This window comes from Pollutimonas subterranea (assembly GCF_002849655.1).
Taxonomy (GTDB): domain Bacteria; phylum Pseudomonadota; class Gammaproteobacteria; order Burkholderiales; family Burkholderiaceae_B; genus Pollutimonas; species Pollutimonas subterranea.
In genome coordinates, this window is record NZ_PDNW01000002.1 from 240,424 (window position 1) to 256,183 (window position 15,760).

13 protein-coding genes are annotated in these 15,760 nt (G+C 59.3%); 9 read left to right on the forward strand and 4 right to left on the reverse strand.

Features of this window, described 5'->3' with window-relative positions:
• Position 1 precedes the first annotated feature (1 nt).
• The 4 genes from CR159_RS03550 to CR159_RS03565 all read left to right on the forward strand — a co-directional run bounded on the left by CR159_RS03550 (position 2) and on the right by CR159_RS03565 (position 3,767).
• Positions 2-1,129 carry a DUF3182 family protein gene (locus CR159_RS03550; protein ID WP_102072630.1) on the forward strand — a complete coding sequence of 376 codons (1,128 nt, stop codon included), beginning with the start codon at positions 2-4 and terminating at the stop codon, positions 1,127-1,129.
• Entirely contained in the window at positions 1,119-1,877 is a 759-nt protein-coding gene (locus CR159_RS03555) for an alpha/beta hydrolase family protein (RefSeq protein ID WP_102072631.1), read from the forward strand. The genes CR159_RS03550 and CR159_RS03555 overlap by 11 nt, the downstream gene beginning before the upstream one ends.
• A gap of 44 nt (positions 1,878-1,921) precedes the next feature.
• The gene (locus tag CR159_RS03560; protein ID WP_102072632.1) at positions 1,922-2,920 is read left to right on the forward strand and encodes an LLM class flavin-dependent oxidoreductase; all 999 of its coding nucleotides are present in this window, start codon (positions 1,922-1,924) and stop codon (positions 2,918-2,920) included.
• 73 nt (positions 2,921-2,993) lie between these two features.
• Positions 2,994-3,767: a YggS family pyridoxal phosphate-dependent enzyme gene (locus tag CR159_RS03565; RefSeq protein ID WP_102072633.1), complete on the forward strand. Its 774-nt coding sequence runs from the start codon at positions 2,994-2,996 to the stop codon at positions 3,765-3,767.
• Between the two features lie 135 nt (positions 3,768-3,902).
• Here the strand turns inward: CR159_RS03565 and CR159_RS03570 are convergent, their stop codons facing one another.
• On the reverse strand, positions 3,903-4,250 hold the full coding sequence (locus tag CR159_RS03570) for a type II toxin-antitoxin system PemK/MazF family toxin (RefSeq protein WP_102072634.1): 348 nt from the start codon (positions 4,248-4,250) through the stop codon (positions 3,903-3,905).
• Positions 4,250-4,495, reverse strand: coding sequence for an AbrB/MazE/SpoVT family DNA-binding domain-containing protein (locus tag CR159_RS03575; RefSeq protein WP_102072635.1), 246 nt, complete (start codon positions 4,493-4,495; stop codon positions 4,250-4,252). Before CR159_RS03575 ends, CR159_RS03570 begins: the two co-directional genes overlap by 1 nt.
• 321 nt (positions 4,496-4,816) lie before the next feature.
• On the opposite strand from CR159_RS03575, the gene mutS reads away from it, so the two are divergent.
• From mutS to cysG, 5 genes are all read left to right on the forward strand, one after another.
• Positions 4,817-7,459, forward strand: a complete 2,643-nt coding sequence (mutS, locus tag CR159_RS03580) for a DNA mismatch repair protein MutS (protein WP_233208158.1) — start codon at positions 4,817-4,819, stop codon at positions 7,457-7,459.
• Entirely contained in the window at positions 7,459-8,646 is a 1,188-nt protein-coding gene (locus CR159_RS03585) for a cupin domain-containing protein (protein WP_102072636.1), read from the forward strand. Before mutS ends, CR159_RS03585 begins: the two co-directional genes overlap by 1 nt.
• 119 nt (positions 8,647-8,765) lie before the next feature.
• Complete coding sequence (locus tag CR159_RS03590) at positions 8,766-10,592, forward strand: assimilatory sulfite reductase (NADPH) flavoprotein subunit (protein ID WP_233208159.1); 1,827 nt, start codon at positions 8,766-8,768, stop codon at positions 10,590-10,592.
• 11 nt (positions 10,593-10,603) lie between these two features.
• The gene (gene cysI / locus CR159_RS03595; protein WP_102072637.1) at positions 10,604-12,304 is read left to right on the forward strand and encodes an assimilatory sulfite reductase (NADPH) hemoprotein subunit; all 1,701 of its coding nucleotides are present in this window, start codon (positions 10,604-10,606) and stop codon (positions 12,302-12,304) included.
• Positions 12,305-12,309: 5 nt separating this feature from the next.
• Positions 12,310-13,746: a siroheme synthase CysG gene (cysG, locus tag CR159_RS03600; protein ID WP_102072638.1), complete on the forward strand. Its 1,437-nt coding sequence runs from the start codon at positions 12,310-12,312 to the stop codon at positions 13,744-13,746.
• Here cysG and bamC read toward each other — a convergent pair.
• Both bamC and dapA read right to left on the reverse strand, forming a co-directional pair.
• Entirely contained in the window at positions 13,709-14,833 is a 1,125-nt protein-coding gene (gene bamC / locus CR159_RS03605) for an NlpB/DapX family lipoprotein (RefSeq protein WP_233208160.1), read from the reverse strand. The two genes, cysG and bamC, sit on opposite strands and share 38 nt — an antisense overlap.
• Before the next feature lie 9 nt (positions 14,834-14,842).
• The gene (gene dapA / locus CR159_RS03610; RefSeq protein ID WP_102072640.1) at positions 14,843-15,745 is read right to left on the reverse strand and encodes a 4-hydroxy-tetrahydrodipicolinate synthase; all 903 of its coding nucleotides are present in this window, start codon (positions 15,743-15,745) and stop codon (positions 14,843-14,845) included.
• Positions 15,746-15,760 lie beyond the last annotated feature (15 nt).

Genomic DNA, 15,760 nt, shown 5'->3' on the forward strand with positions numbered 1-15,760 from the left:
TATGGGTCCACGTCATGATTTACCCGACGCAAAGGGCGGAGCTGTACTGGTTTATGCGGCACGCGACCATGAGCCACAGCATGATAGGGCAGTCCATTTTGAACTCGGCAAACGCATTGCGCGTTTGCTGGGGCTTGAATTTGAAGGGCAGTACGATTCCACAAAAGCCTACTCGGGTCGGCGGTACTTTCTTCCAAGCGACACACTCATTGGCATCGCGGCAGCTCGCGACTTGGGCATAGCGGCCGAGACGGATATTTTTGGCGGCGTCGCGCCCCACGCATTCATCCCGACCAAGGCCATCACTCATCCTTTGCTGGCAGACAATGCCTATGCCCCACAAGGATGGTCGCGCGATTTCGGTCGACGCGTCAGGGATGTGGTCCTGCAGGGATACACCAGTTTTACACTGGAAGACGCACGACAGGCCGGCCTGGAATTGCTGAACCATGGCGTGCTGCGCGTAAAACCCGTGCACGCGACCGCCGGACGCGGGCAAGTGCTGGTTTCGAATGCCAGCGAGCTGGACCAAGCATTGCATGAGCTCAACACGGTCCGCCTGTCCGACTGCGGTGTGGTGCTTGAAGAGCATCTCGATGACGTAAAAACATACAGCGTCGGCCAGGTCCGCGTGGCTAACATGGTTGCCAGCTATGTGGGCACCCAGCGGTTGACGACCGACAACCATGGTGTATCGGTGTACGGTGGATCGGATCTTATTATCCGGCGGGGCGATTTTGGCGCCCTGCAGAGCCTGGATATACCCGACGATTTTCGTAGTGCCATCGCCAAGGCCGAAATGTACGATCGGGCGGCGTCGGATTGCTTTGCCGGTTTAATCGCTTCCCGGCGCAATTACGATATTGCGGGAGGCATGGATGCGCAAGGCAAGCTGCGTATCGGGGTGCTGGAACAATCGTGGCGTTCCGGCGGGGCCAGCAGCGCCGAGATCGCGGCTCTCGAGGCTTTCCAGGCAGACCCGGACCTCCAGCAAGTCCGTGCGAGCACGATCGAAATTTTTGGCGAAAAAGCCGAGCCGCCTCCCACTGCAATCGAAGTGTATCGAGGCGAGGACAAGGACCTCGGCCTGATAAGAAAATACGTAACGGTGGAACCCTATGGGAACTAGCAGCGCTTCTGTAGAGATAGTGGTCGACGACGAGCACGTTGCCGGTACATTCCTGGCCCCCCAATCCAAGGTGCCGGGCGTGCTGTTCGTGCACGGCTGGGGCGGTAGCCAGGAACGCGACTTGGACCGCGCGCGCGGCATAGCAGGACTGGGCTGCGTGTGCCTGACGTTCGACTTGCGCGGCCATGAAAAAGGTTCGGAACGCCAACAGACCGTCACCCGCGAAGATAACCTGCGTGACATCATTGCGGCCTACGATAGGCTGGCGCAGCATCCCGCCATCGACACGTCGTCGATCGCCGTAGTGAGCACGAGCTACGGCGGCTATCTGTCCACCATCCTGACAACAATGCGGCCGGTGAAGTGGTTATCGCTACGCGTTCCTTCTTTGTACCGCGATGCCGAATGGTCTTTGCCCAAGCGTCAATTGAATCGTGAAGATCTCGCCGTGTACAGGGGCGCGCCGGTTACTCCTGAAGAAAACCGGGCCCTTGCAGCGTGCGCGGGCTTCAAGGGTGACGTCCTGCTGGTGGAATCCGAACATGACCACCTTGTGCCGCATGCCACCATCATGAGTTACCGCGCCGCGTTTCGCAATTCCCACTCGCTAACGCACCGGGTGGTCGACGGAGCGGATCACGCCTTGTCGGAAAAAGCATGCCAGCAAGCCTACACGTCCATCCTGATCAGCTGGATCACGGAAATGGTAGTCGGCGCCCGGGTCGGCGCGCGATCCGGACGATTTTGAACAGCAGGCATTGATTTCCTGCGGGGCAGCCCCATCTGTTCAAAATGACTCCATTTTCCATACTCGACCTTTCGCCGATCACCGAAGGCAGCAATGCCGCCGAATCTTTCCGCCATACCTTGGACATCGCCCAGCATGGCGAGCGATGGGGCTATAACCGCTACTGGATGGCGGAACATCACGGAATGCCCGGCATAGCCAGCGCGGCAACCGCTGTACTCATCGGCCACGTAGCGGCCGGCACATCCACCATACGTGTAGGCGCAGGCGGCATCATGCTGCCGAACCACTCGCCGCTGGTGATTGCGGAACAGTTTGGCACGCTCGAATCACTCTTTCCAGGGCGTATCGATCTTGGATTGGGCCGTGCTCCCGGCTCGGACCAGACCACCGCCCGCGCCTTGCGCCGCAACCTCGCTTCCGACGCGGACGAATTCCCGCGCGACGTGGTCGAGCTGATGGACTACTTTTCAGATGAGCCACGGCAAGCCGTGCACGCGGTGCCGGGTAAAGGCTTGAACGTTCCTCTCTGGATACTCGGTTCCAGCCTTTTTGGCGCGCAACTGGCCGCTGCACTGGGCCTGCCCTACGCCTTCGCTTCGCATTTCGCGCCACAGCAGATGATGCAGGCCATTCAGTTGTATCGCAGCACGTTCAAGCCATCGGAACACTTGCAGAAGCCTTACGTGATGCTGGGGTTCAACGTGTTCGCCGCCGATACCGACGAGCAGGCCCAGTTTCTCGCGACATCGTGGCAGCAGTCGTTTGTCAATCTGCGCAGTGGCCGCCCTTCCCGGCTTCCTCCTCCTGAAAAGGGATACCTGGACAAGATCGGGCCGCAAGCGCAGGAACTGTTGCAGCACGTGCTTTCGTGTTCTGCGATCGGCGCGCCCGACACCGTCGCGGTCCAGCTCAAGGCCTTCCTGGACAAAACCGGCGCCGATGAGTTGATGATTACATCGAACATGTTTGATCACGCGGCGCGGCTACGTTCCTACGAGATCACTGCACAGGTACACCAGTCGCTCATGTCTCCCCGCTAGCGGTCTACAATGGCATGACCGCTTATTCGCCGCCCTGGCCGACAGGGCGGCAATCATTTCAGGGTATGCCAACATGACCGACGAAAGCTCTATTGCCGACCGCCTTGCTCACGTCACAGACCGCATCCGTGCGGCCGCGCTTCGCGCCGGCCGTCCCCCTGATTCCGTTGCGCTGCTGCCGGTCAGCAAGACCTTTGGCGAAGAAGCAATACGTGAAGCCGTGCGTCTGGGAGTGCACCGATTTGGTGAGAACAAGGTGCAGGAGATCCGGACGAAATACGAAGGCCTGGCCGATTGCAATATCGACTGGATCATGATCGGCCACCTGCAAACCAACAAGGCGAAAGACGTGGCGCGCCTGGCTGCAGAAGTACAGTCGCTGGACCGTATGGAGCTGGCCGTCGCGCTGGACAAGCGCCTGCAACAAGAAGGACGCGCCATAGACGTACTGGTGCAAGTCAAGACATCGAGCGAGCCCAGCAAATACGGATTACCGCCAGACGAGCTGCCCGCATTCCTGCGCAGCATTGCCCGTGACACCCCTACCCTGCGCGTGCGCGGCCTGATGACCATGGCCATCAATGTCGAGAGCCAGGATGCGGTTCGCGCGTGCTTCCGTACCCTGCGCGAATTGCGCGACCGTACGCAGCACGAAGGTATTGATGGCGTGGAACTGGGACGGCTGTCCATGGGCATGAGTGGCGACTTCGAGATTGCCATTGAAGAAGGCTCGACCGAGGTGCGTATCGGCACGGCCATCTTCGGCGGACGCATCTACGGTGATGACTATTATTGGCCCGAAAACACGCCGGCGGCAGGATTAATTCCTTCGCCCAGAATCAACTAATCTTGACTATATAAATTCAATTTCGAGATTCTCCACTTATTTCTGAAAATAGGCTGCAAAAGCCTGAATGGTACATGCTGGACGCCTGAGAAATGACGATAAGGGAGAAAGAAAACGGCGCCCGTCTATGCCTCGTCACTCAAACAGAATGGCTTCGATTCTGGCCAGGGCCTCATCGACGATAGACTGCGGTACGGTTTCCTTGAGGCGCACTTTGCGTGCACGCCAATCCAGCGACTTCAACTGATGACAGTGCACAGCACCCTGAGTATCCGTACCCACTCCCATCAGCGTGACCACCGTTCCGTAAGTTCGGGCGGCCGCAGCAGCCCCCTGCGAAATCGGACAAATCATCGCCAACCCTTGTTGGTTAAAGACCTTGCCACTCAGCACAAGACCGAAGTGCGGCCCTTGCATCTCTCGACCTGAGGAAGGGTCGAAATCGAGATGTACGATGTCGCCACGGCTGGGCACATACGCCATCAGCCGTTCTCCAGCCCAACTGTGGGCATTTCCTCCCAGCCCTCGACACGAGGCAGCCCTTCAGACATTTCTGCCATCAGGTCGACCAACTTATAGTGCGGACGGATTGGCGCCTCGACAGTCATCTTCTTTCCCTGAAGATGAAGTTCGACCTGAGAACCTTCGCCGAGACCGTTCTGCTCAACAAACGCCTTGGGGACGGTCATCACGAGCGAGCCGCCCGCTTTGCGTAAAGTTTGAAGCATATACCCTCCTGTTTTACTTAGGGCCCAAGAAGTCCTATTTTAATAGAACTAAATATCCTATTCAAGTAGGACATGTTTCACATCAGCTCATGCTTAAGACACATAGGTCTCATGATGCGTACCCAAAGCCCTTCTGACTAGCGTGCTAGGTTTCCAGGAAGGGCCCGTCATAGGAAGGGCATAGCGTAATATGTCGTCTAGCGTTTTGAACCTGTAGGAACCCATAGTTTTGGTCTCGAGGATAAAACCGATACGCTAAGGCACCCACAAATTGAGTTTTTATATGAAAATCCGACAACTCACGGAATTTTTGGCTGAAAAATGAGCAATTCCGGAAAGGCAGAAAACCACACCCCCATGATGCAGCAATTCCACCGTCTGAAAGCCGAGGCGGGTTCGCATCTGTTGTTCTACCGCATGGGCGATTTCTACGAGATGTTCTACGGTGACGCAGAGCGCGGCGCCCGGCTGCTTAACCTCACGTTGACCAAGCGCGGAACCTCCAATGGTGCGCCCATACCCATGGCAGGAGTTCCCTTTCATGCCATGGAGGGCTACCTTGCAAGGCTCGTGGCGCAGGGCGTATCGGTTGCCATCTGCGAGCAGATCGGCGATCCGGCGGCCAGTAAGGGGCCGGTCGAGCGCAAGATCGTGCGTATCGTCACGCCGGGCACCCTGACCGATGAGGCCCTGCTGCCGGCAAAAGCCGATCGCATGATCGCCGCCGTCTGGATTGCAAAGGCGAATAAAGTCGAGCGCGCAGGACTGGCCTGGATGAATCTTGCCAATGGCGAGTTCAAGGTCGGCGAATGTACGCGCGACATGCTCGACACCGAGTTGCACCGCATCGCCCCTGCCGAACTGGTCTGTGCCGAAAGCGCGCGAATAGACGCGGGCAATGGCATTGCCATCAGCGCCATCCCCGACTGGCACTTTGAAGCAGACGGCGCGCGCGATGTACTGCAGCGACACTTTGCGGTCGACTCATTGGCCAGCTTCGGGCTGTCCGATCTGCCGACGGCCAGTTGCGCCGCCGGCGCCCTGCTGCGCTATGTCAGTCGCACCCAGTCGCAATCGCTGTCACACATACAAGCCATACAGGTGGACCATGGCGGGGAATATGTCGTGCTGGACCCCGTCACCCGCAAGAACCTCGAGATTACCGAGACAATCAGCGGCGAAAGCAGTCCCACGCTTTTCTCGACACTGGACCATTGCGAGACCCCCATGGGCAGCCGACTGCTGCGCCGGTGGCTGCACAACCCGCTGCGCGACAATGACGCCGCCCTGGCGCGCCAGCACGTCATCTCCGTGTTCCTGTCGGCACCCAGGCAGGACAGGCTTGATGCGGAAGCGCCTCTTTCCTCGCTGCGCCAGATGCTGGACCGCTACCCCGACCTGGAACGTATTGCCACGCGTATCGCATTGCGCTCGGTACGGCCGCGAGAGCTTGCCAGTCTTCGGGAAGCGCTGGCATTGCTGCCGGCCGTTGCGGAACACCTGAGGCTTTGCTTCAACGCCGAATCGACATTGCTTCCGTATAGCCAACGTATAAACATCGATGCGGCGATCGCAGCACTATTGCACCACGCCGTTGCACCGGAACCGGCCTTGATGATACGTGAAGGCGGCGTTATCGCACCGGGCTACGATGAAGAGCTCGATACCTTGCGCCGCCTTGCCAGCGACAGCGGCGAATTCCTGCTCGAACTGGAGGCACGCGAGCGCGAACGCACGGGCATCAGCAATTTGCGTGTTGAGTTCAATCGGGTTCACGGCTTCTATATAGAGGTCTCCCGCGGTCAATCCGACAAGGTGCCTGCGGACTATCGCCGCCGCCAGACCCTGAAAAGCGCCGAACGCTACATCACTCCAGAGCTGAAAACCTGGGAAGACAAAGTGCTTTCGGCGAAGGACCGAAGCCTGTCGCGCGAAAAATGGCTGTTCGAGAACCTGCTGGATGAGCTCATGGTGCATGCACCGGCTTTATCTGGATGTGCGTCCGCCTTGGCGGAAATCGATGCCCTCGCGGCATTGGCCGAACATGCCGCGCTGAACGGCTGGGTAGCGCCCGACCTGACACAAGGCAATGAAATCGTGATCGAAGCCGGCCGCCATCCAGTGGTCGAGCACTCCATAGAACGCTTTACGCCCAACGATTGCGAGCTGGGCCCCCAAAGGCGGATGTTACTGATCACCGGCCCCAACATGGGTGGCAAGTCAACCTATATGCGTCAAATCGCCCTGATTGCCTTGCTCGCCAGGACAGGCAGCTTCGTGCCGGCCACGACAGCCCGCATCGGCCAGATAGACCGGATATTCACGCGCATCGGGGCCGCGGACGACCTCGCGGGCGGCCGTTCCACCTTTATGATGGAAATGACCGAAGCCGCCGCCATCCTGGCGGGTAGCACGCCACAAAGCCTGGTATTGATGGACGAGATAGGCCGCGGCACCTCGACCTATGACGGCCTGGCCCTGGCCTGGTCCATTGCCCATCGACTGCTCACCCACAACCAGGCTCTCACGCTGTTTGCCACCCATTATTTCGAGATCACGCGGCTGCCCGGCGAAGCGCCGGCGGCCGCCAATGTACACCTGGCCGCGGCGGAATCGTCGTCAGGCATCGTGTTCCTGCACGAGGTCCAGGCCGGTCCGGCCAGCCGCAGTTATGGAATTCAGGTTGCCCAGCGCGCCGGTATCCCGGCTGCCGTAATCCGCCATGCAAGCCGCGAGCTTTCCCGCCTGGAAGCGCAAGGGGCGCCCACGCCGCAACTGGATTTATTTTCCGCAGCGGCCGACCACGACGACCAACCGCAAGAGGACTTGTCGCTAGAAAACGCCGGCACCACCATACAGGAACACTCGGCACTACAATCGGAACTGGCCGCGATCGATCCCGATCAACTCACTCCACGTGAAGCCCTGGACATCCTCTACCGCTTGCGCAAAGACTACTCTTAATGAATCCCCAACAGCCACTCACTCTCCTGGGCGGACTTACGCCCGCCGATTTCATGAAGTATTATTGGCAGCGCAAGCCTCTGCTGATCCGCCAGGCCATCCCTGGCTTCAAGCCTTCCCTGTCCATTGCCAATATCAAACAATTGGTCAAGCGGGAAGAAGTTGAATCGCGGCTGATATGGCAGGACGAGAATGGCTGGAACATGAAGACAGGCCCCTTCCAGCGCCTGCCGGCGGCCCGCAAGCCGAACTGGTCACTGCTCGCGCAAAGCGTTGATTTGCACGACGATGCAACAGCGGCGCTGATGCGGCAATTTCGCTTCATTTCCGATGCGCGTCTGGACGACGCCATGATAAGCATAGCCACCGACGGCGGCGGCGTTGGACCGCATTTCGACAGCTATGACGTCTTCCTGCTGCAGGCGCACGGCCAGCGCCGCTGGCGCATCAGCCAGCAAAAAGACCTCACGCTGCAGCCCGGCCTGCCATTGAAGATTCTGCAAAACTTTGTCGCTGAAGAAGAGTTCGTTCTTGAGCCGGGCGATATGCTTTACCTGCCCCCGCATGCCGCACATGACGGCGTGGCCCTGGGCGATTGCATGACTATTTCCGTCGGCTTTCGCGCCCCCACCGAAGCGACCCTGGCCTGCGGCATGCTGGAAGCCGCCAACGACCAGATCCTGGCAAATCTAGGCGACCGGGGCGGCCTGTACGCCAATCCCACCATTCCGGGTCCAACGCTATCGAGTACATTCAAAGACAAAGGCGTCGCGGCAAGCGCGACACCGGCGGCGCTCCCCGATACGTTGCTAAAGGCCGCAATCAAGGCGATCGAGAAAGTGCGTTTCGATGAAGCACTTGCCGCGCGTTTCCTGGGACAGTGGCTGACCGACATACCGGCCAACGCCTATTTCGAACCCGGCAGCGAGACCGTTGATTTATCGGCTGGCCTTCCGTCTTCGGGAAAACTGGTCCTTGATCGCTGCAGCCGTGTGATGTACCGCGGCAAGGAACTTTTCATCAATGGCGAAGTGGCCGCCGTTCCCGCGTCATCCCGCTTGCGGCGACTGGCCGATGAGCGCGAGCTCCCGTGCTCCAGCGACGATGCCGTCAAGCTGAAACGAAAGGAAAGACGCATCCTTACCGAATGGCTCGAGGAAGGCTGGCTGCATCTGGTAGACGACTGATGGCAAGGCCGCGACCTGCATCATATGCTTCAAAGACCTTTGGAATACGTTCTTATTAGCTTATAAGTAATTTAGAAATAAGAACCGAATCGTTTGGCGTTCAAGCCCGGCTAACTAGAATGGGGGCACATGCATTCTCCGAGTACGCCATGCTGGCCCCTTCTTATATACCCGAAGCAAAACATAAGCTCCTTGTCGAACTGTCCGATGGTCTTGAATCCAATGCCCTAAGCTGGCTTTCCGGCTATTTCGCCGGTGTCGCACAAGGCAGGCAACAGTCAGGCCGCAGCGCCCCGCCGTCTATCGTGGCGGTCGCCGACACACAATCGGCAAGACAGCTCACCATCGTGTACGGAAGCCAGACGGGCAATGCCAAGCGCATTGCCGAATCCATCGCCGAGCGAACCGGTGCATTGGGTCTCAGTACACGCCTGCTGCGCGCCGATCGTTACCCCACCCGCGAACTGAAAGACGAGCACCTGCTGTACATCGTCATGAGCACGCAGGGTGAAGGCGAACCGCCTGATGATTCCCTGGCGTTCGTCGAATTTTTAAGCAGCCGGCGCGCCCCCAAGCTGCCTCAATTGAAATACGCGGTTCTTGGCCTAGGCGATTCCAGCTATCCCCTCTTCTGCGGCATTGCACAGAATCTCGACGCCCGGCTGGCCGAATTGGGTGCTCAGCGCCTGCACGATCTGGGTACCGCCGACCTCGATATCGAGACCGTGGCGTCACCCTGGCAAGAAGCCACCATCGCGCTGGCACAGAAAGCCCTTAAACAGTCCGAACCGGCTGGCGCCAGTGTCATCCCCCTGCACCCCAAGGCAACGCCTGTTTCGCGCGATCAGCCCTTTCTTGCCGAGCTGCTGCTCAACCAGCCCATAACGGGACGCGACAGCAATAAGGATGTGCGCCATCTGGAGATATCGCTCGAAGGGTCGCAGCTGAACTATCAACCTGGCGACGCGCTTGGCGTCTGGCCAACGCAATCCCAGGTACTGGTCGATGCGATTCTTGCCACCTTGAATCTCGATCCCGATGAGCCCGTCGAGTTCAATAAAGTGTCGCGCAGTTTGAATGAATGGCTGAAACACCATCGCGAGCTGACGCAATTGACCAAGCCCTTTCTTGTGGCCCAAGCCGAATTGGCGCAGAGCGATGATTTGCAGGCGCTGCTCCAGGCGGATTCTGTTGAGGCATTAAGGGACTTCCTTGGCACACGGCAAGTCATCGATGTATTGAAGACATACCCCGCCAAATGGACGGCACCCGGCCTGGTCAAGGCACTACGACCGCTGACGCCGCGCATGTACTCCATCGCCTCCAGCCAGACAGCCGTTGACGAAGAAGTTCATCTCACACTGGCTAATGTCGAGTATGAACACCAGGGCGAGAGCCGCTGGGGTGTGGCGTCCCGCTACCTGTGCGAGCTTGACGAAGGCGACAAGCTTCCGATCTTTATTGAAGAAAACCCGCGTTTCCGGTTGCCCGCAGACGCCTCCCGCGATGTCATCATGATCGGACCGGGTACCGGCATCGCGCCATTTCGCGCTTTCGTGCAGGAACGTAGCGCCAATGGCGCCAGCGGCCGCAATTGGCTGTTTTTCGGCAACCCGAATTTCGCGTCCGACTTCCTCTATCAAACAGAGTGGCAGCGCGCGCTGCAGGACGGCGACCTGGACCGCCTGGATCTGGCGTTCTCGCGCGACCAAACCGAAAAGATCTATGTCCAGCACAAACTGCTGGAACGCGCCACGGACTTGTATGAGTGGATACAGGGTGGCGCACACCTTTACGTATGCGGCGATGCGACCCAAATGGCCCGGGACGTTCACCAGGCCCTGCTGCGCATTGCCCAGGACGAAGGCGGACTGGACGAAGTGCAGGCCAAGCAGTGGCTGGATGATCTGGCGGCGCAAGGCTGTTACGCCCGCGACGTTTACTAAACAGGATTTTCATGAGCAACACCCTTTCGCACCTGGAACAGGTCAAAGCCGATAGTCGCCATCTGCGCGGCACGATCGAAGAAGGATTGAATGACCCCGTCACCGGCGCCATCAGCGACGATGACACCAAACTGCTGAAGTTTCATGGCAGCTATCAGCAGGATGATCGCGATATCCGGGACGAGCGGCGCAAACAGAAGCTCGAGCCGGCCTATTCCTTCATGATTCGCGCACGCCTGCCGGGCGGCGTGATCAGCCCGGGCCAATGGCTGGCATTCGATGATCTGGCGCGCAACTATTGCAGCCGCGGCTTGCGCATCACCACCCGGCAGACCTTCCAGTGGCATGGCGTCATCAAGCGTAATCTGAAGCCGACCATGCAGGCCATCCATGACGCCATGGCGACCACGATCGCCGCCTGTGGCGACGTAAACCGGCAGGTCGTAAGCTCAGTCAATCCTCAACTGTCCAGCCAGCATAAACTGGTGCAGGAATGGACGCAGAAGCTGTCCGACCACTTCATACCCCGAACCCGCGCCTATCACGAGATATGGCTGGACGGCGAGAAGATCACCGGCGAGCCGGAGGAAGAACCCATCTATGGCGACACCTACCTGCCGCGCAAGTTCAAGATGGGCATTGCCATACCGCCCACCAACGACATCGATGTCTTTGCCCAGGACTTGGGACTTATTGCCATTATCGAAGGCGGCACGCTGCTCGGCTTCAACGTGGCCATAGGCGGCGGCATGGGCGCCAGCCACGGTGACGATACCACTTATGCACGCCTGGGCAGCCTGATCGGCTTCGTACCGCCGGAACAATTGATTGCCGTCGCGGAAGGGGTAGTCACTCTGCAGCGCGACTACGGAAATCGTGCCGAGCGCCAGTATGCACGGCTTAAATACACCATCGACCACCGAGGCCTGGACTGGTTCAAATCCCAGCTGGAAGAGCGTATCGGATTCGCGTTGCAGCCGGTTCGTCCCTACCATTTCGATCAGAATGGCGATCGCTACGGCTGGTCCAAAGGCGAAGATGGAAAATGGCATCTTGGCCTGTACATCGAGTCCGGGCGCCTGTGGGACAGCGGCGGCAGCCAATTGCAGACCGGCGTGCGCGAGATCGCGAAGGTACACAAGGGCCAGTTCCGCCTTACCTGTAATCAAAACCTGGTCATCGCCGATGTCGCCCAAAAAGACCGTAACGCCATCGACAAGCTGGTAGCCCAGTACGGATTGGATGGCTATGTACGCCAAAGCGGCATCCGCCGCCATCACCTCTCGTGCGTTGCCTTGCCCACCTGCGGCCTGGCAATGGCCGAAAGCGAACGCTATGCGCCTGAATTGCTGACTAAGCTGGAAACGCTATTGGCCGCCCATGGGCTGGACGACGCCCCTATTCTGCTTCGCATTACAGGCTGTCCCAATGGTTGCGCCCGTCCCTACCTTGGAGAGATCGCCTTGATCGGTCGGGCATTGGGCCGCTACGACTTGCGACTGGGCGCCGACTTCATCGGCGAACGGCTGAACATCGTGTATCGTGAGAACATCGCCGAGCCCGAGATACTGAGCACGCTTGACACCTTGTTCGCGGCATACGCGAAAGACCGCAAAACCGATGAGAAATTCGGCGACTTTCTCGTACGCAGCAAGGTAATACCGGCTCCCACGCAACGGCTCACCCCTATAGTCCTGGATGCCGTAACCTGAGCCTGATGAGATTATTTCCTTTGTTTGCCGACCTTAAAGGCCGGCGTGTGCTGGTAGTGGGCGGCGGCAACGTCGCAGAACGAAAAGTAAGAAGCCTGCTGGCCTCCGGTGCGCAGGTCACCGTTGGCTCGCCTGCGATCACGCCGGAACTCCAGCAACTGCATGAGCATGGCACGATCAACCACCTGGCCCTGCCCTTCCAGCCTGAATGGCTGGAAGACATCTGGCTGCTTATTGCGGCCACCGATAACCGCGACACCAACCGGCACATCGCGGCGCTGGCCCACGAAAAGCGGCTGTTCATCAACGTCGTCGACGATCCGGTGCTCTCTACCTTCCAGGTCCCCTCCATTGTCGACCGGTCGCCAATGATGATTGCCATCTCGTCGGCAGGACATGCGCCGGTGCTGGCGCGGCGGGTGCGCGAACGCATAGAGACTCTCTTCGATCATTCCCTCGGTACGCTGGTTGCGTTGGCCGCCCGCCATCGTCCGGCCATACGCCTGGCGCTCCCCGACATGCGCCGCCGGCGCGAGTTCTATGACTGGCTGCTGGACGGGCCTGTGGCAGCGGCCCTGCGCAAGCAACAACCGCAAGCCGCCGAGCAGGCGCTGGTCGACGAACTGCAGCACGAACACGGCGCTGCCAAGGGCAAGGTCGTTCTGGTGGGTGCGGGTCCCGGCGACCCGGGCCTGCTTACATTGAACGCGTTGCGCGCATTGAACGAAGCCGACGTCATTCTCTACGACCGATTGGTAAGCGAAGAAATCCGCGAGCTGGCACGCCGTGATGCGACGCAGATCTGCGTCGGGAAAATCCCGGGCGAAGATCACAATGCCACGCAAGGCCGAATCCACCAGCTTATGCGGGAACACGCCAATGCGGGCCAGTATGTGGTCAGGCTGAAAGGCGGCGACGCTTTCGTATTCGGACGTGGCGGCGAAGAACTTGAATACCTGCGCAGTCACGACATTGCCTACGAAGTCGTACCCGGCATCACCGCCGCGATGGCGTGCGCCGCGTATGCAGGCATACCCTTGACGCACCGCGACCATGCACAGTCCTTGCGGCTGACCACCGCGCAGTTCAGCAGGGATACGACAGAGGAAGATTGGGCATCATTGGCCCAGGCCAACCAGACGCTGGCGTTCTACATGGGCGTCAGTCAGCTGGACTGGCTTCCCGGGCAGTTGATGGCCCATGGGCGTTCGCCTGACACCCCGTTTGCGCTGATCGAAAACGGCACGCGCAGCGATCAGCGCGTGCTGCATGGAAAACTGGAAGAATTGACAGTGCAGGCCGGGCGACATGGATTCAAGTCGCCGTCACTGCTACTGATAGGCGAGGTCACCGCACTGGCGCCAAAACTTCAGTGGTTTGGCGCCAGCCTTAGTGCCCAGAGCCCTATTGGGACGTCATGTGGGACGACAACACCCCGATAATGCGCTTGGCTGTGTCCGTGTCCTGGACTTGGCCATTCTGATCGAGCACGGTAACGACAGACGTTGAACCTTGCTCGGCCACATGGATGCGGTAGGGTGTCGCCGCAGCCGTATTCTTGCCGCCGAACAGGCGACCAATAATGTTGGGCTGCTCGATCTTTTCACCCGTATCGCTATCCAGGTAACGGATGAAATAGTCGCCGGCCGAGCGGTCACGGTCGTCGACGGCGAATCCGGCCGAATCAATGGCCACGCCAACGCGGCGCCATGCCCGGTCAAAGGGTTCGCCCAGCGTCAGCGCCGCCTGCCCTTCCGTCGCTTGGATGACCTGCGCCTGGCCGGTGCCTTTCTCGGCCTGGGCGACCATGTTCTGTGCACTCTGGACATCGGTTCCGAGGAACACCATGAGGCGCGCCAGCATGGCGGCATTCAGGCCTGGATCTTCCTTGCCAAACACCCATTTGAAGGCTGCGCCGTCAGGGGTGGGGGTTTCGACCATTTGCTGGTGGCTGATATAGACTTCCGTCTTACCGTTGACGCGTTCGACCCGGGTGCGGAAACGCTCGCGCTCGCCGCTGTCAAAGACTTGGTCGATGATGGAACCCAGTGCGCTCCGGATCCAGCCCTCTGGAATCTTGGCGCGGTTCTCAGCCCAATCAGTTTCCATCAAGCCTGCGCGGGGATCCTGCGAGTGAATCGTGAAACCCTGTTCGCCCCAAAAATCGATAATCTTGGGATAAATTTCTTCTGCCGGCTTGTCAATTGTCAGCCAGCGCAGATCGCCGTCGCGCATGACGCTTACGCCGCTGGTGGTCGGCAGGATGCGGTCCGCCGCGCCACTGCTTTGCTGAGCCCGCTGGCTTTGCTGGTACTCGCTTAGCGTAGCCGAGCCTTCGGGGGCGCGGAAATGCGCATCGCGATTTGCCTGTGTGAGATCGGGCGGAATACTTAGCGGGTCGCCGGCGACTGTGCTTTTGTAATCGACAGATTCTTCGCTGCCCGTCATCTGGTTCCAGGTAGAGCAACCCGATAACAACAGTACGCCCAGCCCCAGCGTCAAGCCGGCGCAGCGTTTGTTCATACTCATATTTATCATTTAGATCAAGCCCACTTCTTTCAACGAGTTGCGCACCACATTGTGATATTGCTCATGCAGTGAGGTTAAGGGTAAGCGATAGCCAAGTTCGGTCAGGCCCATTTGGGCGACGGCCCATTTGACCGGGATTGGGTTGGCTTCGACAAACAGAATTTTGTTCAGGGTTCCCAACTGGGCATTGAGCTGCCTGGTCAGGGCGACATTGCCCTGGACAGCGGCCATGCACAACTGATGCATGAGCTTGGGCGCCACATTGGCAGTCACGGAAATATTGCCGCGTCCACCCAGCAACATCAGCGCTGCAGCCGTCGCGTCGTCACCGCTGACAATGGTGAAATTGGCGGGTGCGTCGCGCACCAGCAAGGCCCCGCGGGCGATATCGCCCGTGGCATCCTTGACGCCGATAATGCCCGGCACCTGCGCCAGGCGCAAGATGGTGTCGTTCGACATATCGGCCACCGTGCGGCCCGGCACGTTATACAGCACCGAGGGCAGATCGACCGCTTCCGCAATGGTGCGAAAGTGCTGATAGAGGCCTTCCTGGCTGGGCTTGTTGTAGTACGGCACCACCGACAAACCGGCATCGGCGCCCACCGCCTTGGCATGCCGCGAAAGCTCGATGGCTTCGGCGGTGGAGTTGCCGCCCACACCGGCAATGACGGGCAGGCGTCCCGCCGAATACTCGACGGCCACCTTGATGAGTTCGGCGTGCTCATCGACGCTGACGGTCGGCGATTCGCCCGACGTGCCAACGACGACCAAGCCGTCGGTTCCCTGGTCGGCATGCCAGTCGATCAACTTGCGGTAGGCATCGAAATCGAGGCTGCCATCGGGATGCATGGGTGTAACCAGGGCCACCATGCTGCCCTGAAGGATCGCTATCGCGGAATCCGTGCTTGCCATAATACGAAGAGTCTC

Coding starts and splice junctions, on each gene's coding strand:
- CR159_RS03575 (WP_102072635.1), bottom strand. CDS start 4,495: ATGCTTCAAACTTTACGCAAAGCGGGCGGCTCGCTCGTGATGACCGTC.
- bamC (WP_233208160.1), bottom strand. CDS start 14,833: ATGAGTATGAACAAACGCTGCGCCGGCTTGACGCTGGGGCTGGGCGTA.
- mutS (WP_233208158.1), top strand. CDS start 4,817: ATGAGCAATTCCGGAAAGGCAGAAAACCACACCCCCATGATGCAGCAA.
- CR159_RS03565 (WP_102072633.1), top strand. CDS start 2,994: ATGACCGACGAAAGCTCTATTGCCGACCGCCTTGCTCACGTCACAGAC.
- dapA (WP_102072640.1), bottom strand. CDS start 15,745: ATGGCAAGCACGGATTCCGCGATAGCGATCCTTCAGGGCAGCATGGTG.
- cysG (WP_102072638.1), top strand. CDS start 12,310: ATGAGATTATTTCCTTTGTTTGCCGACCTTAAAGGCCGGCGTGTGCTG.
- CR159_RS03585 (WP_102072636.1), top strand. CDS start 7,459: ATGAATCCCCAACAGCCACTCACTCTCCTGGGCGGACTTACGCCCGCC.
- cysI (WP_102072637.1), top strand. CDS start 10,604: ATGAGCAACACCCTTTCGCACCTGGAACAGGTCAAAGCCGATAGTCGC.
- CR159_RS03555 (WP_102072631.1), top strand. CDS start 1,119: ATGGGAACTAGCAGCGCTTCTGTAGAGATAGTGGTCGACGACGAGCAC.
- CR159_RS03550 (WP_102072630.1), top strand. CDS start 2: ATGGGTCCACGTCATGATTTACCCGACGCAAAGGGCGGAGCTGTACTG.
- CR159_RS03570 (WP_102072634.1), bottom strand. CDS start 4,250: ATGGCGTATGTGCCCAGCCGTGGCGACATCGTACATCTCGATTTCGAC.
- CR159_RS03590 (WP_233208159.1), top strand. CDS start 8,766: ATGGGGGCACATGCATTCTCCGAGTACGCCATGCTGGCCCCTTCTTAT.
- CR159_RS03560 (WP_102072632.1), top strand. CDS start 1,922: ATGACTCCATTTTCCATACTCGACCTTTCGCCGATCACCGAAGGCAGC.